Consider the following 17,766-nt stretch of genomic DNA (forward strand, 5'->3'; position numbering starts at 1 on the left):
TTTCATCAATGATGCCTTAGTTTGCTGAGACCGGAACCAGTACGTCTTTGACCAGCGGATCGTCAGTGGTCTTTAACCACGTCTGAATACGCGGATCGGAAAAAGCCTGTTTTAATTTAACAATATTCTCCTGCGATAAATACGGTGTACCGATGACTAACTGCGAGGCAAACGTTTTAGGCGCAGGCGGGAATAATATGCCTTTTTCCCGCGGGACTTTTCCGGCATCAAATTGTGAAACATAACCAATAGCGGCATCCACCGAATTCAGCGCACGCGGCATGGTTAATAAATCCAGCTCTTTAAAATTGAACTTGTGCGGGTTGCCGACAATATTTTTCAGTTTCGCCGTGCGCGGCTCAACCGCCGGATCGAGTGAGATTAACCCTATCCTTTGCAGCAACCATAATGCCTGCCCCTGGTTAGCGCCATCATCCGGCACGACGAGGGTCGCCCCGACGGGCAAATCCTGTACCGATTTATAGCGGTCGGAATAGATCCCGAAGGCCCACTGAAAAACCGGTACGGTCGTCGAAAGCGCAAAACCGTTGGCGTCCACCACCTGCTTAAGCCACCACTGATGTTGATAGATAGTGCCGGCATACTGCCCCTCCGCCACGGCTCTGTCCGCCTGTACCGGATCCTGTACGCCCACCGCCTCCAGCTTCAGGCCATAATCGGGCGCAATATGCTGACTGATGTACTCAATAATTCGCTGCTCGCCCGCCATCGCCGGTTCGTAGTGAATTTTTAACGTCGTACCGAAAACGACCTGCGGCGCCTGCGCGTATCCGCGCCACCACCAGAACGCGACGGCCAGCGCCGCGATCGCTGCCAGCGCCGCCAGCCATGGCCAGCGGCGGGCTTTACGGAGTTCAAACTGTTCTGTTGTCATGAAGAAATCCCCTGAGTGTGGCGAAGCTTATTGACCAGACGGTCGCCAAAGAATTGAATGATCTGAATCGTGGCGATCAGCACGACAATGGTGGCGATCATGATGTGATTGTCGAAACGCTGATAGCCGTACACGACCGCCAGATAGCCGATCCCACCCGCACCGATAGTGCCGGCAATCGCCGAATATTCGATCATCGACACCAGGTTAAGCGTGACCGCCGCCACCAGCGCAGGCAGCGCCTCGCTGAGCTGCGCGTGGCGGATTATCTGCCAGCGCGAACCGCCGCACACCAGCCCCACCGCGGTAACCTCCGCCGGGAGTTCGCGCAGGGCGTTTTCCACCAGACGGCCAAAAAATGGCACGCCAGCGGCAATCATCGGTACCACCGCGGCAGGGATGCCGATAGTGGTGCCCGTAAGCCAGAACGTAAACGGGATAATCGCCGCCATTAACACCAGAAAGGGCAGAGAGCGCCCCATGTTGACGCCCCAGTTAAGCACCTGGTAAAGCGCGGGACGCGGAAATAATCCTCGCGGCGAGGCGTTGAATAACACCACGCCCACCACGCCGCCAAGGGTCACCACAAACAGCATCACAATGGCAACCATCAGCCAGGTTTCACCATAAGCAGGCAGCAGCAATGTGTGGATTTCATGCCACGGCGTATCCTGGCTTATCACTGTCGGTTTCATACCGCCTCCTGTAGCTCGGGGGCATGAGCAAGGATTTCCGCCGCAATGCCCAGCTGCGCTAAAAGCGCGATCGTTCGATCCGCTGACAGTCGTTGTCCCTGAAATCGGACGCCGACCTGTAAACGCCCCGCCAGTTGACCGTTGATCACTTCCACATGGCCGCCTAGCAAATCTATCTGTAGCGCATGCTGGTGGCTCAGACGGCTGATCCAGTCAGTCGCCACCGGCACATCCCAGCGATAACTCAGGCGCAGCAGCAGATCGCTGTTAACAGCGATGGGCGACAGCGGCAATAGCTGCTGACCAAGCAGGGAATCCGGACGGGCCAGCAGCTCTTTCACCTGCCCGTACTGGACTATCGCGCCATCGCGGATTTCCGCCACCGCATCCGCCGCGGAGCGTACCGCATCCATTTCATGAGTAATCAGGACTATCGCCAGCCGGTACTCATCACGTAGCTGTCGGAGCAAACCCAGCACCGTGGCGGTCGCCTGGGGATCCAGCCCAGACGTGGCCTCGTCCGCCAGCAGTACCGACGGACGTAATGCCAGCGCGCGAGCGATACCAATGCGCTGACGCTGTCCGCCGGAAAGCTGGGACGGATAGGCCTCCGCTTTGTGACTCAGCCCTACGCTCTCCAGTAGTTCACCGACCCGCGCCTTAATGTCGCGTTCCACCACGCCCAGATACTCCAGCGGCACCGCGATGTTTTGCCACGCCGTTTTGCGATTCAGCAGCGCTGAGGATTGAAAAACGGTGCCGATCGCGCGCCGTTCACGCCGCAGCGCCTCCCCTGACAGTAATGACAAATCTTTGCCGTTAACCTTGATACTGCCGCTATCGGGGCGTTCCAGCAGGCTGATGCAGCGCGCCAGGGTCGATTTCCCCGCGCCGCTCGGCCCTACCACCGCGGTAATGGAGCTGGCGGGCACCCTGAGCGATAATCCCTTCAGAACCTCGCTGACGCGGCCATCCGCCGTGCGGTAGCGTTTATGCAGATTATCGATATCAATCATGCCGCCGTCTCCTTCGCCCCGACATCGTTTCGCACGCCGCGACGGTAGTCTGCCCCCGGATGCGGCGCGGTCAGGCGCGGCCCGGCGCCGAACAGTTTTTCACGCAGCGTGCCTTCCCGGTAATCCTGCTTAAAGACGCCGCGTGTTTGCAGCTCTGGTATTAATAGCTCCACCACGTCGCGGAAGGTTTCATGCGTCACGGCGTAGGCCAGATTGAAGCCATCGACATCGGTTTCCTCGACCCAGGATTGCAGTTCATCGGCCACCGTTTCCGCACTGCCGACGAGCAGCGGGCCAAAGCCGCCGATGCCCACCCAGTCCGCCAGCGCTTCCACCGTCCATTGACGATTCGGGTCGGCGGTGGAAAACGCCTCAACCGCCGACTGGATGGCGTTGGTATGCAGGTATTTCAGCACCTGGTCCGGCCGATACTGACCGAAGTCAATACCGGTCCAGCCGGAGATCAGCGCCAGCGTTGCCTGCCGATAGTCGCCCGGCCATTCCTCGCTTTCTCCGCTAAGGTTGCTCTGCGAGAGCAACCTACGGCGAGAGAACGCCAATATGTTGATATTTTCGTCAGCTTTCTGCGTCATTATCCATTTCCTATATAACCATATTCGATATTTATCGAAGAGTTATTTTAATTTTGTTATATGGGTGTTAGCGATAATCATGCCAAAGGCTGCGCATTATTTAATTCATGTTAATCAATGGCTTTAATAAATTGGCTTGCGCAAGAGCTGTTGCGAATGCGCCAACTGATGCACACCGCCTGTTGTATTAGCAACAGCCGGGCAAGGCGTGCCTCTGGTTGCTGGTGCCAGTACTATTACGTTGCGACGCCTGCAACGCGCGCGAGCTAAAGTTGTTCACTGAGTTGACGGGCTCTGCTTTAATCCTGAACGAATAACAGCATCGGAAAGTGGGAATTTGGAGCTGAAACGACCTGGGTGAAGATACTCGGAATGCGAAAGGAGAAACTGGCGCTGTAAACCGCGCCAGTTATGGGTTTAGCGATGGTTGTCTGATGTTAGCAGGAGGTCAGTACGCATCAGTGCTTCACGATATACATTGTGCGGCTATAGGCCACGTCCTCCGGATTGGCTATCGGATACCCTTTCAGCCACGGTTTAATCAGACGCCCGTTGGTGTACTGATAAATCGGCGCGATGGGCGCTTTTGCCATAATGATTTTTTCCGCCGCGTTGTAATCGTCATTGCGCGCCTTTTCCGATGTTTCCAGCGCCGCCTGGGTCAGAATTTTGTCGTAGGCCGGATCGTTGAAACGGGAGATATTACCGCTATGGGTCGAGGTGAGCAGCGACAGGAACGTCGACGGCTCATTGTAATCCCCGACCCATGAGGCGCGAATCACATCGAAGTTGCCGGTATTGCGGCTGTCGATATAGGTTTTCCACTCCTGATTTTGCAGCTTCACGTCGACGCCCAGATTTTTCTTCCACATGGAAGCCACCGCAATCGCGATTTTCTGGTGGTTCTCCGAGGTGTTGTACAACAGCGTCAGCTTCAGCGGACGGTTCGGACCGTAGCCCGCTGCCTGCAGCAGCGCTTTGGCTTGGGCATTCAGCTCGGCCTGGCTCATGCTCTCGATTTGCGTCGGCTGCGGGGTAAAGCCTGCGGTCACGTCCGGGGTAAAGCGCCAGGCCGGTTTCTCGCCGGTACCCAGAATTTTCTCCGCCATCAGACGGCGATCGATAGTCATGCTGAGCGCCAGGCGGACGCGCTCATCGGCGGTTGGCCCTTTCTGCGTGTTAAACGCGTAATAATAAGTACCCAGCTGCGGCGGGGTATAGACCTGCCCCGGAATATCCTTCAGCAGCTTCTGGTACAGATTTTTCGGGAACGACTCGGTGATATCGATATCGCCGGCCAGATAACGTTTGGTGGCCGCCGATTCCTGGTTAATGGGCGTAAATGTGACCTGCTGGATCACCGTTTTGCCGTTATCCCAGTAGTGCGTATTGGGAACCACCACCAGCTTTTCATTCACCACGCGATCTTTTAAGACATACGCGCCGTTGCCAATCAGGCTTCCCGGACGCGTCCAGTTGTCGCCGCTCTCCACGTTAGCCTTCTGCACCGGATAGAAAGCAAAGCTCGCCGTCAGATTGCTGAACCACGGCAGCGGTTTATCCAGCTGCACGCGCAAGGTACGCGCGTCCACGGCGGTGACGCCGAGGGTATCCGGCGCGGCTTTACCATCAATAATATTTTGCGCATTGGCGATTCCGGCCAGCGCAGCAAACCAGGCAAACGGGGAGGTGGTTTTAGGATCAACCAGCCGCCGCCAGCTATAGACGAAATCCTCCGCCGTTACCGGCGTTCCGTCGGACCAGCGGGCGTTATCGCGCAGGGTAAATGTCCAGACACGATTATCATTGCTCTGCCAGCGAGTCGCCACGCCTGGGATCAGATTGCCTTTCTCGTCCTGATTGACTAAACCTTCAAAAAGATCGCGGATAACCTGAATTTCAGGCAGACCGACGGCTTTGGCGGGATCTAAGGAGGCGGGTTCATCTTTAATGTGCCGCACCAGCACCTGTTTTTCGGCTAATACGGTGCCCGGCGGGACATCGGCGGCCCAGGCAAGAGAAGAGACGCTGGCTAACCACAGCGCGCCGCATGTCAATGTGACAGGATACTTCATAAGATCCCCTTTAAAATAAAAAAACCAGAGCTGGCAGTGCGATAATTATTTGTTTCATCACCTGAAATTGCAAACGGCTTGTGAAAGAAAGTTGACATATATGCTGATTTCGTCCTCACTGGAAACTATTTGATTCCGGGACGGTTTTACACAACACTGCTGAAAAATAACCTGACAACAGGATGCCCTATGCCCGTTTCTCGTCCTCGCCCTCAGCGCGGTGATTTTCCGCCCGGCACACAACGCTATGGCCAGTCTCACCTCGGCGCACCGCTGTTGTGGTTCCCTGCACCGCTGGCCGATAGCCGCAGCGGCCTGATACTTGCCGGTACCCACGGCGATGAAAACGCATCGATTGTCACCCTCTCCTGCGCGCTACGTACGCTCAAACCCGAGCTGCGCCGCCATCATGTCGTGCTGGCGGTCAACCCGGACGGTTGCCAGCTGGGGCTGCGCGCCAACGCGCGCGGCATCGACCTGAACCGGAATTTTCCGGCGGCAAACTGGAAAGAAGGCGAAACGGTTTATCGCTGGAACAGCGCGGCGGAACAGCGCGATGTGGTTCTGCTCACCGGCGAAAAACCCGGTTCAGAACCGGAAACCCAGGCGCTGTGCCAGCTGATCCACCAGATCCATCCCGCGTGGGTGGTCTCGTTTCACGATCCGCTGGCCTGTATTGAAGACCCCGGCCACAGCGCGCTGGGGCAGTGGCTTGCCGGGGCGTTCAGCCTGCCGCTGGTGGGCAGCGTCGGCTATGAAACGCCCGGCTCCTTTGGCAGCTGGTGCGCGGATATCGGCCTGCCCTGCATCACCGCCGAATTCCCGCCGATATCCGCCGACGAGGCGACGGATAAATACCTTCAGGCGATGACGGACCTGCTGCACTGGCATCCTCAAAGATGAAGCACGCCGGTGCTGAAATGCAGCGCCGGCTCAACGTCCACCGCCAGCCAGGTCGGGCCATCGAGGTCGGCAAATCGGGCCAGCGGCGCCAGCGGCAGCGCCGCGCTGATGGCTCTTGAGGTACACAGCATACAGCCCAGCATCCGCGCAAATCCCAGGCGCTCCGCCTCCTCAGCCAATAGCAGCGCTTCGGTCAGACCGCCGGTCTTATCCAGTTTGATATTGACCATCTCATAGCGGCCGCGCAGCGCCGCCAGGCTGTCGCGCGTATGACAGCTCTCATCGGCGCAAATGGGCAGCGGGTGGATAAAATTCTCCAGCGCTTCATCGGCCCCAGCCGGAAGCGGCTGTTCCAGCATCGCCACGCCGATATCCGCCAGCAGCTGACAGCGCTCGGCCAGGCCATCGCTGCGCCAGGCTTCGTTGGCATCCACGATGAGCGTTGCCTGCGGAACCGCTTCACGAATGGCAATCAACCGCTCGCTAATCAGATGATCGTCGAGCTTTACTTTTAGCAACGTGGCCCCTTTTTCCCACAGCGCCGCCGCGCTCGCCGCCATCTGGTCCGGCGTGCCGATAACCACCGTTTGCGCCGTAACCACCCGGCTGGGCAGCGTCACGCCCAACAGCTGCGCGATGCTCTTACCCGCGCTGCGCGCCTGACAGTCCCAGAGCGCGCAATCCACGGCGTTACGCGCGGCCCCGGGGGGCAGCAGGTGCTGAATCTGCTCACGAGAGACGCCGCGTTCAATCTGTTCGCCAATCGCCATAATCTGCGCCATCACCGAGGCTATACTCTCTCCGTAACGAGGATAGGGCGTGCACTCACCTGTCCCCTTGACGCCATTCTCTTCAATCTCCACCACCACGACTTTTGCCTCGCTGCGGCTGCCGCGGGCGATCACAAACGGAGTATGTAACGGCCAGGCTTCTTCATAGACTCGCAGATTTCGCATTCCCTGAACCTCGCAGGTAAGTATTAAAAGGATTTGCCGTGCTGATGACGGATGTCATACACTAGCCGCGACGTTAACTATATGTAAACAGGAAGATAACCATGTCACAAACCGTGCATTTCCAGGGCAACCCCGTTTCTGTTCAAGGCACCATTCCGCAGGCAGGCGCTAAAGCGCAGCCGTTTACGCTGGTGGCCAAAGATCTCTCTGACGTCGCGCTGAGCCAGTTCGCCGGCTCCCGTAAAGTGCTGAACATTTTCCCAAGCATCGATACCGGCGTTTGCGCGGCATCGGTACGTAAATTTAACCAGCTGGCGTCTGAACTGGACAACACCGTCGTGCTGTGCATTTCCGCTGACCTGCCGTTCGCGCAGTCTCGCTTCTGCGGCGCTGAAGGCCTGAACAACGTTGTCACTCTGTCTACCCTGCGCGGCGCGCAGTTCCTGGCCGACTACGGCGTCGCTATCTCCGCGGGCCCGCTGGCCGGTCTGGCGGCGCGTGCTGTGGTCGTCATTGATGAAAATGACCAGGTTGTTTACAGCCAGCTGGTGAATGAAATCACCGAAGAGCCGGACTACGACGCAGCCCTGGCCGCGCTGAAAGCGTAATATCCTCGCTGAGTTACGTAAGCCCTCGTTAAACGGGGGCTTTTTTTATTGCCGCGCCGCATAGCGGGAGATGAAGCGCGCAATCGCCGGGCCGGTCAATAAGATGGTGAACAGGCGCAGCGTCTGCATTGCCATAATAAACGACATATCCGCCCGCGTACCGGCGGCGATAATCGCCACCGTGTCCAGTCCGCCCGGACTGGTTGCCAGATAGGCGGTCATAAAGTCCAGCGGCAAAACCTGCGTCAGCCCATAAGCCATCAGCGCGCACAGCAGGATCAGGCCGATAATCGATGCCAGGATCTGCGGCAGGGTTTTCAGCGCCAGCAGGAAAATCTGTTTATTAAACTTTAGACCAACGCTCCAGCCGACGGCGGCATAGGCCAGCGCCAGCAGCCATTCGGGAAGTTCGAGCAGCAGCCAGCCTTCTCCCTGCACCAGCGCGCCAATCAGCATCGGGAAGAGCATCGCCCCGGAAGGAAAGCGCAGCCGCAGCCCAAGCCACCCCGCCGCCGCCGTCAACAGCAGCGTAAGCGGCAGCTGCCGGCTGATCGGCGGAAACCAGGCGACCTGCTGAGTCATCTCCTGCGCTTCACCGCCGAGCGCGACGCGCACCACCAGCGCCGCGGCGCCGGCAACAAACAGCACCCGCAGATACTGAATCAGCGCGACCAGCCGGACATCGGCGCCGTACTCCTGGGCCATAATCACCATCGCCGAGGCGCCGCCCGGCGAACTCCCCCACGCCCCGGTGGCGCCGGGCAGATCGCTGTAGCGCACCAGCAGCCATCCCGCCAGCGCGCTGATAGCGAGCGTGGAAAAGAGAATCAGCAGCACCAGCGCCCAGTTTGCCAGCAGAACGCCGAAAATGGAGGGCGTCAGGCTGCGGGCAATCATGCAGCCGATAATCGCCTGGGCGGCAATAAAAAAGGGACGGGGTACGCGAATTTCCGCACCGCGCAGGCTCAGGCTGATGCCGGCAATCATCGGCCCCAGCAGCAGCGCGGCGGGAAGGTGAAACCAGAACAGCACAAAAGAGATCGCGCTGGAGAGCGCCAGCAGTTTCATCCATTGAAAAAAATGACTACGCCAGATCCACATGCGTATGCCTGCCATAAAGAGGGTAAAAACGCAGTATATACCGATTCATTTGACGCCAGCCCCCCTCCCTTTTCTGGAAATGCCGGCCGGCGGCGCAGGCAGCCGGCCGACGGGCATTACTCATCGCCCTTTTTCTGGCTCAGGCCATATTCACGCAGCTTGTTGGCGATGGCGGTATGCGAGACGCCAAGACGCTTGGCCAGCTTACGCGTGCTGGGGAAGCTGCGATAAAGCTGGGTGAGCACCGAGCGTTCGAAACGACGGGTAATATCATCCAGCGAGCCTTCCATCGCTTCTTCGCCTACCGCCAGCGAGGAGACGTCGTGATCCGGCAGCAGAATATCCTGAGGGCGCAGCTCGAAACCGTCCAGCTGCGTCAGCGCGCGATAGATCGCATTTTTGAGCTGGCGCACGTTGCCCGGCCAGCTGTAGCGCATCAAAACGCTGTTCAAATCAGCGGAGAGTTTCGGCCGCGGGATGCCCTGCTCATCGGCAAAACGCGCCACGAACAGCTCGGTCAGCGGCATGATGTCCTGCGGGCAATCGCGCAGCGGCGGCAGATACAGGGTCAGGACGTTAAGACGATAGTAGAGGTCCTCGCGGAACAGCCCTTTTTGCACCAGCTCCACCAGGTTTTTCTGGGTAGCGCAGATCACCCGGACATCAACGTGGACTTCATGATCTTCACCAACGCGGCGGAAAGTTCCATCGTTAAGGAAGCGCAGCAGCTTGGTCTGCATGCGCGGCGACATTTCGCCAATTTCATCCAGCAAAACCGAGCCGCCGTTAGCCTGCTCGAAGAAGCCTTTCTTGCCCTGAACGGCGTCGCCGAACAGCTCGCTCTCCACAGCGTCTTCCGGGATGGAGCCGCAGTTCAGCGCCAGATAAGGTTTCCCCGCGCGCGGGCTGGCCAGATGGCAGGCGTGGGCCAGCAAATCTTTCCCTGTACCGGTATCACCGACGATCAGCAGCGGCGCGCTGAGCATGGCCAGCTTACGGGCCTGCTCGACAACGTGGCGCATTTTCGGCCCAACGGCGAGGATCTGGCTAAAGGCGCTGGTGTCCTGAATGGTCATCGTTTGCAGCTGGCGCCCCATACGGACCGTCGAACGCAGCATCGCTACCGCGCCGGTCAGTACCTTCTCGCCGTGTTCGCCTTCGAGATAAACCGGAGTGATCTCCAGCAGGAAGTTCTGCCCGTTGACCACCACGTGCTCGGCGTGGGACTCCTGCGGACTGTTTTCCAGCCAGCGCTGGACGTTAAAATCGGTAATCAGCTGCGCGACCGGGTGGCTGCGCAGCTTCTCCTGACTCTGGCCAAACAGCTGGCAGCTGGCCGGGTTAGCCAGTTCGACTTTTCCTTTGGTGTCGAGAGACAGCACCGGCTCAGGCATCGCCACCAGCAGCGCGCTGAGCGCCAGATGTTCGCGCTCTGACGGCATCCACGCCACGGTGCGCACGTCGGTGACGCCGGCGATACGACGAATTTCCGCCATCAGGCTGCTGAAGCTGGCGAAATCCAGCTCGGCGAAGTTGAGATAAATTCGGCCAATAGGGTCAATATCGATGCCCCGCAGGTCGATACCGCGCAGCACCAGTAAATCGAGCAATTCACGAGTCAGACCAAGACGGTCTTCACAAAAGACTTCAAGACGCATAGGCGTTTTCACCCTAAAGAGGCCAATAACCGATGAATAATAGGACAGTTATTTGCTGGCGTGAAGATAGCTGTCAACAATTATTGACAGTATGGCGGAAAAATGGCCTTTCTGCCGTAAAGTTATGCGCTCAGAGGAAAAATGACGATGAGATAAGCGGCTATCATCGCTTCTGCTTTTCTCCCCGGCTTGCGCTGCGCGTAGCCGGGCTACAGGTTACAGCCTTCTGTGAAACGGTAGCCCGGCTAAGGCGTTCACGCCGCAAGCCGGGAATGCTTAAGCGACTTATTTTTCCGCGCCGCTTTTGCTCTTCTGCAACGTCTCTTTTAGCTGGCCGATCAGCTCGCGGCGAAAATCCCCCAGCCTCGGTTTATCGTCGGCGATCCACGGCAGCGGACGGCACAGCTCCATCGCCTTAATACCCAGCCGCGCCGTCAGCAGACCGGCGCCAATTCCCTGCGCCGCGCGCGCCGATAGCCTGGCCGCGAGATCCTGCGACATCCAGTCCATCCCGACTTCCCGCACCAGCTCGCTGGCGCCGGCAAAAGCGATATTCAGCAGCACCAGGCGGAACAGGCGCAGGCGGCTGTAGTAGCCCAGTTCAATACCGTACAGAGTGGCGATGCGGTTGATCAGACGTAAATTACGCCAGGCGATAAACGCCATATCCACCAGCGCCAGCGGGCTGACTGCAATCATCAGCGTCGATTCCGCCGCCGAACGGCTAATCTCACGCCGCGCCTGCGCATCCAGTACCGGCTGCACGATCTGCGCGTACAGGCTCACCACTTCACGATCGTTCTGCGTTTCATGGATCGCCGCATACCAGCGCTGCAGCGCCGGGTGCGAGTGATCCAGCCCCGCCTGCTGGGCCAGCTTTTCGCAAAAGGCGCGCCCTTTGCCAACCGCATGGCTGTGCATCAGGTCCCGCGCCTCATCGCGCTCGTGGGCGCGCTGGCGTAGTCGCCACAGCCGGCGCCATTCGGTCGCCACCGAACCGACGCCCGCCCCGACGATCAGCGCGCCGGCTGCGCAGCCGCCAAGGGCGATCCAGTCCTGCGTTTGCCAGGCGGTCATCGTCCACTGCACGCCCTGCGCCACGACGCTGACGCCAAAAATAGCCAGCCCGGCGCTGACCATCTTTCGCCACAGGCTGCGCTTAGGTCGCAGCACCGATTCCACCACCGCTTCCGCCGCGCCCTCTTCTTCTTCCGGCGCGTCGAGCCGCGCTGGAGCGAACTTCTCCGCATCGGCGCCGTCAAAAGCGCGCGCGGATTTCAGAATTTGCGCCTTTTCCACCTCCAGCGGGCCATCGAAATCGATACGCGGTTTTAAAGGTTCGGTCATCGCAATTTATCTCCGATCAAAAATTCCAGCGCCGCGTCGAGGCGAATATGCGGCAGCGGTTTATCAACGTCCATCACCTGCGGGCGAAAGTTTTCAAACTGAAAGCCCTGCTGCTCCCAGAAGGCCTGACCCGGCAGGCGCGCGGGCACTTCGCCGGGATAGACGGTCAGCGGCTGTCCGTCGCTTAGCCGATGCCCCCGCAGCGCAGGGATCTTCTCGCCGTTCACCTCGATAAGGCCGCTCTGCGTCGCCTGAATCGACGCCAGCCCCAGACAATCCATGCTGATGCCTTCAAACGCCGCGTTCTGCCAGGCATCCTGAATCAGCTGCTGCAGCAGCGACACCATATTGCTGTGCTGATCGACGGTGACGTGATCGGCTTTGGTCGCGGCGAACAGCAGCTTATCGATAACCGGTGAGAACAGGCGACGAAACAGCGTGCGCTGCCCGTAGTGGAAGCTTTGCATCAGCTGCGTCAGCGCGAGACGCATGTCGTTAAACGCCTGCGGCCCGCTATTAAGCGGCTGCAGGCAATCTACCAGCACGATCTGCCGATCGAAGCGCAGGAAATGATCTTTGTAGAAGCCCTTAACCACTTTCTCGCAGTAGTATTTAAAACGCTCGCGCAGCATTCCGGCATTGGTCTGTTTGTCCGCCTGCGCCAGCTTAGCTTCACCGGCGGCATCAACGTCCGGCCAGGGGAAAAACTGCAGCGCCGGCGCGCCGGCCATTTCGCCGGGCAGCACAAAGCGCCCCGGCTGAATGAAGTGCATCCCTTCGCGCTTACAGGTATGCAGATAGTCGGTCCACGCCGCGGCGATCTCCGCCAGACGGGTTTCATCGGCGGGCGCCAGCGGATCCAGTCCTTCGCATAGCTGACGCCAGCGCGCTGACCACTCCGCCCTCTGCCCCTGCAGTAATCCGGTCATCTGCCGTGACCAGGTCAGATAGTCCTGGGCCAGCATCGGCAGATCCAGCAGCCACTCGCCGGGATAGTCGACAATCTCCAGGTAGAGGGTCGAGGTCTCTTTAAAATGGCGCAGCAGCGAATCGTTGGAGCGATAGCGCAGAGCGAGGCGGATTTCGCTGACGCCGCGGGTGGGCGTTGGCCAGACCGGCGGCTGACCGTACAGCTGGGCCAGCCCTTCGTCATAGGTAAAACGCGGAATGCCGAAATCCCGCTGCGGGACGCGCTTGACGCCCAGCAGGCGTTCTTCACGCGCTGCGCTGAGCAGCGGCAGCCGCGCCCCGGCGTGAATATTGAGCAGTTGATTTACCAGCGCGGTGATAAAGGCGGTCTTGCCGCTGCGGCTAAGGCCAGTGACGGCCAGGCGGAGATGCCGGTCAACCCCACGATTCACCAGCGCATTAAATTCTGTTTTGAGTCGCTTCATCGCCATCCTGTTGAGCCTGAAGAACGAGGGAAATAGACATGAGGGCTAATCATAAAGTGCAATAGCCCCGCTGCGACGGGGCTGAAGATTATTTGCTGGCGCTTTTCGGCCTGGCGATCTGACTGAGGCCGCCGGCATTCACCACCTGCGTGTAGCCCATTTCGCTCAGCATCTGCTGAGCCTGGCCAGATTGCCGGCCAACGTTGCAATAGACGTGAATGGTATCGTTTTTATCCGGTACTTCAGCCGCAATCCGCGTTTTTAAGTCCGCCAGCGGAATATTCACCGCCCCGTCGACGTGTTCTTTTTGATACTGCTGCGGAACGCGGACGTCAATCCAGTGCTCCGCCGCGAAGACGGGTAAGGCCATGGCCAGCGCTAAACCCAGAAGCAGTTTTCGCATTTTATCATCCTGATAGAGTGAGTTTTTAGGCACTCATAACATACGCCATCCGCGACGTTTAGAAAACCGCTGCGCCGCCCGGCTGAGCATCGGTTCCAGAACAAGCATCAGCAGCATTTTCAGCGGCCGACGCGCGACGGATTTTACCGCCCAGCCTGCGACGCCCGCCGGGCCGTAGCGCAGCGCGGTGAGCAGCACCAGCTTGCCTGCGATTTTCAGACCCGGTTTGACTTTTTGCCCGGCCTGCTGCCATTTTATGTTCATCATTAACCTCAACTTTCAGTTATAGCTGGCGAAAACGACTGCGTAGCGAAAAGGTGTCGGAAGTGACGTAGCGTTCCATTTCACGCAGACGACGCTCCCCTGCTGCCAGCTCCTTATCCGCGGCGGCCAACAGCTCTCCGCTGCTCGGCGTTTTTTCACCATACAGCTCGCTTTCCGGCATAGGATCCAGCGCAAACGAGAGAATGATGTAGGCCACCACCACAAACAGGAACAGGCCAAAAATCATTGCCAGTACGGTAATCAGGCGCACCAGCTTAACCGGCACGTCCAGGTACTGCGCGATGCCGGCGCAAACCCCTTTCACCATGCCCTGCTGCGGAATGCGCCACAGTTTTTTACTCAGATCCAGTCCGCTCATTATTTCTCTCTCCAGTTCGGATGCTCAGCGTCAAGAATCGCCTCCAGCGCCTGAATACGCTCGCGCATGCGCTTCGCGTCATCGGTCAGCTGCAGCAGGCGCTGCTGTTCGTTCTGCGATAGGCTGCCGCTGGCGGTGCGGTTGTTGTAATGCAGCCAGAGCCAGACCGGCAAAACAAACAGCACAAACAACGTCAAAGGGATGGCGAGAAAAAGCATGCTCATGTGAACTCCTTGCTGATGGCGGCGGCACGTCTTGGTGCCGCCCGAAGACATTACTGGTTATTTTGATTCATTTTGGCTTTCAACGCCGCCAGCTGCTCGCTGATTTCATCGTCCGCTTTCAGATCGGCGAACTGCTGATCCAGCGATTTATCTTTACCGAAGCGGTGGCTTTCGGCTTCGGCTTCCATATGATCGATACGGCGTTCAAACGATTCAAAACGCGCCATCGCCTCGTCAATCTTACCGCTGTCCAGCTGACGGCGAACGTCGCGGGAGGAGCTTGCGGCCTGATGACGCAGCATCAGCGCCTGCTGACGGGCGCGGGTTTCGCTGAGTTTGTTTTCCAGCTCGCCAATCTCTTTTTTCATCCGCGCCAGCGTTTCATCAACCAGCTGCGCTTCGTTTTCCAGGCTGCCGATAAGGTCGGTCAGCTTCTGCTTTTCGATCAGCGCCGCACGGGCCAGATCCTCTTTCTCTTTACGCAGCGCCAGCTCGGCTTTTTCCTGCCATTCCGCCTGCTGGGCAACGGCCTGTTCAATACGACGGCTCAGCTGTTTCTTTTCAGCCAACGCCCGCGCCGAGGTCGAACGGACTTCAACCAGCGTGTCTTCCATCTCCTGGATCATCAGCCGAACCAGCTTCTGCGGATCTTCCGCTTTCTCCAGCAGAGAGTTAATGTTGGCGTTCACGATGTCGGCAAAACGAGAAAAAATACCCATAATTTCAATCCTCATAGTTCTGGTATCAGGCACCGGCCTGTGCCATGACTAATACAAATGCCGTGCCAAGTTTTTATCTTATTGATTTTAATGGAAGTGGTTGTTATCCGGCCAGCGCATTGCTAAAGTGACCTGGTGAATCACACTACTAAATGGCGAAATTCATCATGGCGGATTACAAGGACAACCTGCTCGGCGAGGCCAATAGCTTTCTTGAGGTGCTGGAGCAGGTCTCAAGACTGGCGCCGCTCGATAAACCAGTGCTGGTGATTGGCGAGCGCGGAACCGGCAAGGAGCTGATCGCCAGCCGTCTGCACTTCCTCTCTTCCCGCTGGCAGGGGCCGTTTATCTCCCTGAACTGCGCGGCGCTCAATGAAAATCTGCTCGATTCGGAGCTGTTCGGTCATGAGGCCGGCGCCTTTACGGGGGCCAGTAAACGTCACCCGGGGCGCTTCGAGCGCGCCGACGGCGGTACCCTGTTTCTCGATGAGCTGGCCACCGCGCCGATGCTGGTACAGGAAAAACTGCTGCGCGTGATTGAATATGGCGAACTGGAGCGCGTCGGCGGCAGCCAGCCGCTACAGGTTAACGTCCGCCTGGTTTGCGCGACCAACGCCGACCTGCCGCAAATGGTGGAAGACGGACTTTTTCGCGCCGACCTTCTCGACCGTCTGGCCTTTGATGTGGTGCAGCTGCCGCCGCTGCGCGAGCGCCAGAGCGATATCATGCTGCTCGCCACCCAGTTTGCTATCCAGATGTGCCGCGAGCTCGGACTGCCGCTGTTTCCCGGCTTTAGCGAACGCGCCGCCATGACGCTGCAGAACTACCGCTGGCCGGGGAATATCCGTGAATTAAAAAACGTGGTTGAACGCTCGGTCTACCGTCACGGCAGCAGCGAGCGCGAGCTGGATAATATTATTATTAACCCCTTCCGCCAGCAGCACGCGGCGACGCCCGTCGAAGTGGAGAAGACGCCAGGCCCCACGCTGCCGCTCGATTTACGCGCTTTCCAGCAGGAGCAAGAAAAAAGCCTGCTCGAGAGAAGCCTCGAACAGGCGAAGTACAATCAAAAGCAGGCGGCCGAACTGCTGGGGCTAACCTACCACCAGCTGCGGGCGCTGCTGAAAAAACATCAGCTTTGACCTGTACGCGGAAGCAGCAGCGCGCTCACCGCCATTGAACCCAGGCAGAGCGCGGCGTTAAACCACAGCGCATACTGCGCCGCGCTGGCCATGCCGAGCGGTAAAAACAGCGCAAAAAGTGACGCTGTCACCGCAATGCCCATCGCTCCGCCGAGCGAACTGCCCATCTTATAGATCCCCGAGGCCACGCCTACCTTATTCTCAGGAGCGTTAACCACCGCGGTGTCCGTTGACGGGGTGGCGTAGCAGCCCAGGCCGAAGCCAAACAGCACGTTGCTGAAAAAGACCGTGACGATATAGGTCGATTTATCGAGAAAGGTGCAGGAGATAAGAAGAATACCGACCGCGGTAAAGACCGGGCCGCTCATCATCGGCAAACGCGCGCCGTAGCTTTGCAGCAGCTTCTCGCCCACCCGAATCATCGCCAGCACGGTAACCAGATAGCCGAGCGTCATCATTCCGCTCTCCAGCGGGCTCAGATGATGCCCCTGCTGGAGCCAGATGCTGGCAATCATCATCGTACCGATAGCGCCGTTGAGCATAAAGTTCGACAACACCGCGGCGCTGTAGGCCCGGTTGCGAAACAGCGCGAAATCAATCAGCGCCGCGTCGCCCTTACGCTGGCCGCTGCGGATAAAAAACAGCCCCGAAGCCAGCGCGCCGGCCAGCATCGCCAGCGAGGTTGCGCTGGTCCAGCCCCAGCCGTGGCCTTTGCTGATAAACAGATTTAGCAGCACCAGCGCAAGGATCAGGCTGAGCAGGCCGCTGATATCCAGCTTATGCTGCTGCGCGCTGGCGCTGCGGCTTTCCGGCGTACCGCGCAGCAAAAACAGCGCCGCCAGCGCTACCGCGATGGAGAAAACAAAGATCCAGCGCCAGCCCAGACCGGTGGCGATCGCCCCGCCGACAAACGAGCACAGACCGCTGCCGCCCCACGAGCCGATGACCCAGAAGCTGACCGCCCGCTGGCGCGCTTTGCCTTCATACCAGGTTTTAATTAACGCCAGCGTCGCCGGCATGATGCAGGCGGCCGACAGCCCCTGTAAAACGCGCCCGGCCAGGAACAGCGCGGGTCCCTGAGAGAACACCAGCATTGCGCTACCGACAATGCTGAGGATCAGGCCCAGGGTAGTCATGCGCATGCGGCCGAATTTATCCGCCAGCCCGCCGCTGGCGACCACGAAGCAGCCGCTGAATAAGGCGCTCAGGCTCACCGCCAGGGTCAGGGTTTCCAGCGAAATATCGAGGCTGCTCTTCATCGCCGGAACCACGTTAATCACCGACTGGGCAAACAGCCAGAAGGTCAGAACGCTCAATACAATACCCGCCAGCAGACGATCGGTGCCGACGAACTGCGCTTCGCTTAGCGATACAGAACTCATAGCAGGGTCCTC

At 58.7% G+C, this 17,766-nt stretch carries 18 protein-coding genes and 1 pseudogene; 3 read left to right on the forward strand and 16 right to left on the reverse strand.

Annotated elements, in window-relative coordinates:
- Nucleotides 1-16: 16 nt before the first annotated feature.
- The 5 genes and pseudogenes from FQK12_RS16950 to FQK12_RS16970 all read right to left on the reverse strand — a co-directional run bounded on the left by FQK12_RS16950 (nucleotide 17) and on the right by FQK12_RS16970 (nucleotide 5,274).
- Nucleotides 17-895, reverse strand: coding sequence for a MetQ/NlpA family ABC transporter substrate-binding protein (locus FQK12_RS16950; RefSeq protein ID WP_014229036.1), 879 nt, complete (start codon nucleotides 893-895; stop codon nucleotides 17-19).
- Nucleotides 892-1,590, reverse strand: coding sequence for a methionine ABC transporter permease (locus tag FQK12_RS16955; protein WP_014229035.1), 699 nt, complete (start codon nucleotides 1,588-1,590; stop codon nucleotides 892-894). Before FQK12_RS16955 ends, FQK12_RS16950 begins: the two co-directional genes overlap by 4 nt.
- Nucleotides 1,587-2,606 carry a methionine ABC transporter ATP-binding protein gene (locus FQK12_RS16960; protein ID WP_014229034.1) on the reverse strand — a complete coding sequence of 340 codons (1,020 nt, stop codon included), beginning with the start codon at nucleotides 2,604-2,606 and terminating at the stop codon, nucleotides 1,587-1,589. The genes FQK12_RS16955 and FQK12_RS16960 overlap by 4 nt, the downstream gene beginning before the upstream one ends.
- Nucleotides 2,603-3,088, reverse strand: a pseudogene (locus FQK12_RS16965) (coenzyme F420-dependent N5 N10-methylene tetrahydromethanopterin reductase-like protein); the annotation flags it as partial. The pseudogene FQK12_RS16965 and the gene FQK12_RS16960, both read right to left, overlap by 4 nt.
- A 569-nt stretch (nucleotides 3,089-3,657) precedes the next feature.
- Nucleotides 3,658-5,274 (reverse strand): ABC transporter substrate-binding protein, encoded by a 1,617-nt coding sequence (locus tag FQK12_RS16970; RefSeq protein WP_009653393.1) that lies wholly within the window; start codon nucleotides 5,272-5,274, stop codon nucleotides 3,658-3,660.
- 189 nt (nucleotides 5,275-5,463) lie between these two features.
- Between FQK12_RS16970 and mpaA the strand changes: the two genes are divergently transcribed.
- Entirely contained in the window at nucleotides 5,464-6,177 is a 714-nt protein-coding gene (gene mpaA / locus FQK12_RS16975; RefSeq protein WP_004850230.1) for a murein tripeptide amidase MpaA, read from the forward strand.
- On the opposite strand, the gene ycjG is transcribed toward mpaA, so the two are convergent.
- Nucleotides 6,168-7,133, reverse strand: coding sequence for an L-Ala-D/L-Glu epimerase (gene ycjG / locus FQK12_RS16980; RefSeq protein ID WP_014229032.1), 966 nt, complete (start codon nucleotides 7,131-7,133; stop codon nucleotides 6,168-6,170). The two genes, mpaA and ycjG, sit on opposite strands and share 10 nt — an antisense overlap.
- A 101-nt stretch (nucleotides 7,134-7,234) precedes the next feature.
- Between ycjG and tpx the strand changes: the two genes are divergently transcribed.
- A complete protein-coding gene (gene tpx / locus FQK12_RS16985) occupies nucleotides 7,235-7,741 on the forward strand; it encodes a thiol peroxidase (RefSeq protein ID WP_004850226.1) in 507 nt (168 codons plus the stop codon).
- A 45-nt stretch (nucleotides 7,742-7,786) separates the two neighbouring features.
- Here the strand turns inward: tpx and FQK12_RS16990 are convergent, their stop codons facing one another.
- The 9 genes from FQK12_RS16990 to pspA all read right to left on the reverse strand — a co-directional run bounded on the left by FQK12_RS16990 (nucleotide 7,787) and on the right by pspA (nucleotide 15,230).
- Entirely contained in the window at nucleotides 7,787-8,842 is a 1,056-nt protein-coding gene (locus tag FQK12_RS16990; RefSeq protein WP_014229031.1) for an AbrB family transcriptional regulator, read from the reverse strand.
- A 116-nt stretch (nucleotides 8,843-8,958) separates the two neighbouring features.
- Nucleotides 8,959-10,500, reverse strand: coding sequence for a transcriptional regulator TyrR (gene tyrR / locus FQK12_RS16995; RefSeq protein WP_004850219.1), 1,542 nt, complete (start codon nucleotides 10,498-10,500; stop codon nucleotides 8,959-8,961).
- A gap of 285 nt (nucleotides 10,501-10,785) precedes the next feature.
- Nucleotides 10,786-11,847: a YcjF family protein gene (locus FQK12_RS17000; RefSeq protein ID WP_032692728.1), complete on the reverse strand. Its 1,062-nt coding sequence runs from the start codon at nucleotides 11,845-11,847 to the stop codon at nucleotides 10,786-10,788.
- Nucleotides 11,844-13,241 carry a YcjX family protein gene (locus FQK12_RS17005; RefSeq protein WP_014229029.1) on the reverse strand — a complete coding sequence of 466 codons (1,398 nt, stop codon included), beginning with the start codon at nucleotides 13,239-13,241 and terminating at the stop codon, nucleotides 11,844-11,846. The genes FQK12_RS17000 and FQK12_RS17005 overlap by 4 nt, the downstream gene beginning before the upstream one ends.
- 88 nt (nucleotides 13,242-13,329) lie before the next feature.
- On the reverse strand, nucleotides 13,330-13,644 hold the full coding sequence (pspE, locus tag FQK12_RS17010) for a thiosulfate sulfurtransferase PspE (RefSeq protein ID WP_014229028.1): 315 nt from the start codon (nucleotides 13,642-13,644) through the stop codon (nucleotides 13,330-13,332).
- Between the two features lie 33 nt (nucleotides 13,645-13,677).
- Nucleotides 13,678-13,908: a phage shock protein PspD gene (gene pspD / locus FQK12_RS17015; RefSeq protein ID WP_014229027.1), complete on the reverse strand. Its 231-nt coding sequence runs from the start codon at nucleotides 13,906-13,908 to the stop codon at nucleotides 13,678-13,680.
- A gap of 19 nt (nucleotides 13,909-13,927) precedes the next feature.
- Complete coding sequence (gene pspC / locus FQK12_RS17020) at nucleotides 13,928-14,287, reverse strand: envelope stress response membrane protein PspC (RefSeq protein WP_004850207.1); 360 nt, start codon at nucleotides 14,285-14,287, stop codon at nucleotides 13,928-13,930.
- Nucleotides 14,287-14,511 (reverse strand): envelope stress response membrane protein PspB, encoded by a 225-nt coding sequence (pspB, locus tag FQK12_RS17025; protein ID WP_004101459.1) that lies wholly within the window; start codon nucleotides 14,509-14,511, stop codon nucleotides 14,287-14,289. The genes pspC and pspB overlap by 1 nt, the downstream gene beginning before the upstream one ends.
- Before the next feature lie 50 nt (nucleotides 14,512-14,561).
- Nucleotides 14,562-15,230: a phage shock protein PspA gene (gene pspA / locus FQK12_RS17030; protein ID WP_004121203.1), complete on the reverse strand. Its 669-nt coding sequence runs from the start codon at nucleotides 15,228-15,230 to the stop codon at nucleotides 14,562-14,564.
- A 152-nt stretch (nucleotides 15,231-15,382) separates the two neighbouring features.
- Between pspA and pspF the strand changes: the two genes are divergently transcribed.
- Entirely contained in the window at nucleotides 15,383-16,372 is a 990-nt protein-coding gene (gene pspF / locus FQK12_RS17035; protein WP_014838225.1) for a phage shock protein operon transcriptional activator, read from the forward strand.
- On the opposite strand, the gene FQK12_RS17040 is transcribed toward pspF, so the two are convergent.
- On the reverse strand, nucleotides 16,363-17,754 hold the full coding sequence (locus tag FQK12_RS17040; RefSeq protein WP_014229025.1) for an MFS transporter: 1,392 nt from the start codon (nucleotides 17,752-17,754) through the stop codon (nucleotides 16,363-16,365). The two genes, pspF and FQK12_RS17040, sit on opposite strands and share 10 nt — an antisense overlap.
- Between the last annotated feature and the right edge of the window lie 12 nt (nucleotides 17,755-17,766).

This window comes from Klebsiella sp. ME-303, assembly GCF_007910085.1.
GTDB lineage: Bacteria > Pseudomonadota > Gammaproteobacteria > Enterobacterales > Enterobacteriaceae > Klebsiella > Klebsiella michiganensis.

What these genes read in the sequence shown, in the direction of transcription:
- FQK12_RS17005 (WP_014229029.1), bottom strand. Translation starts at nt 13,241, where the DNA reads ATGAAGCGACTCAAAACAGAATTTAATGCGCTGGTGAATCGTGGGGTT.
- pspF (WP_014838225.1), top strand. Translation starts at nt 15,383, where the DNA reads ATGGCGAAATTCATCATGGCGGATTACAAGGACAACCTGCTCGGCGAG.
- FQK12_RS16990 (WP_014229031.1), bottom strand. Translation starts at nt 8,842, where the DNA reads ATGTGGATCTGGCGTAGTCATTTTTTTCAATGGATGAAACTGCTGGCG.
- FQK12_RS17000 (WP_032692728.1), bottom strand. Translation starts at nt 11,847, where the DNA reads ATGACCGAACCTTTAAAACCGCGTATCGATTTCGATGGCCCGCTGGAG.
- FQK12_RS16970 (WP_009653393.1), bottom strand. Translation starts at nt 5,274, where the DNA reads ATGAAGTATCCTGTCACATTGACATGCGGCGCGCTGTGGTTAGCCAGC.
- pspC (WP_004850207.1), bottom strand. Translation starts at nt 14,287, where the DNA reads ATGAGCGGACTGGATCTGAGTAAAAAACTGTGGCGCATTCCGCAGCAG.
- FQK12_RS16960 (WP_014229034.1), bottom strand. Translation starts at nt 2,606, where the DNA reads ATGATTGATATCGATAATCTGCATAAACGCTACCGCACGGCGGATGGC.
- ycjG (WP_014229032.1), bottom strand. Translation starts at nt 7,133, where the DNA reads ATGCGAAATCTGCGAGTCTATGAAGAAGCCTGGCCGTTACATACTCCG.
- pspA (WP_004121203.1), bottom strand. Translation starts at nt 15,230, where the DNA reads ATGGGTATTTTTTCTCGTTTTGCCGACATCGTGAACGCCAACATTAAC.
- mpaA (WP_004850230.1), top strand. Translation starts at nt 5,464, where the DNA reads ATGCCCGTTTCTCGTCCTCGCCCTCAGCGCGGTGATTTTCCGCCCGGC.
- FQK12_RS16955 (WP_014229035.1), bottom strand. Translation starts at nt 1,590, where the DNA reads ATGAAACCGACAGTGATAAGCCAGGATACGCCGTGGCATGAAATCCAC.
- tpx (WP_004850226.1), top strand. Translation starts at nt 7,235, where the DNA reads ATGTCACAAACCGTGCATTTCCAGGGCAACCCCGTTTCTGTTCAAGGC.
- FQK12_RS17040 (WP_014229025.1), bottom strand. Translation starts at nt 17,754, where the DNA reads ATGAGTTCTGTATCGCTAAGCGAAGCGCAGTTCGTCGGCACCGATCGT.
- pspD (WP_014229027.1), bottom strand. Translation starts at nt 13,908, where the DNA reads ATGAACATAAAATGGCAGCAGGCCGGGCAAAAAGTCAAACCGGGTCTG.
- pspB (WP_004101459.1), bottom strand. Translation starts at nt 14,511, where the DNA reads ATGAGCATGCTTTTTCTCGCCATCCCTTTGACGTTGTTTGTGCTGTTT.
- pspE (WP_014229028.1), bottom strand. Translation starts at nt 13,644, where the DNA reads ATGCGAAAACTGCTTCTGGGTTTAGCGCTGGCCATGGCCTTACCCGTC.
- tyrR (WP_004850219.1), bottom strand. Translation starts at nt 10,500, where the DNA reads ATGCGTCTTGAAGTCTTTTGTGAAGACCGTCTTGGTCTGACTCGTGAA.
- FQK12_RS16950 (WP_014229036.1), bottom strand. Translation starts at nt 895, where the DNA reads ATGACAACAGAACAGTTTGAACTCCGTAAAGCCCGCCGCTGGCCATGG.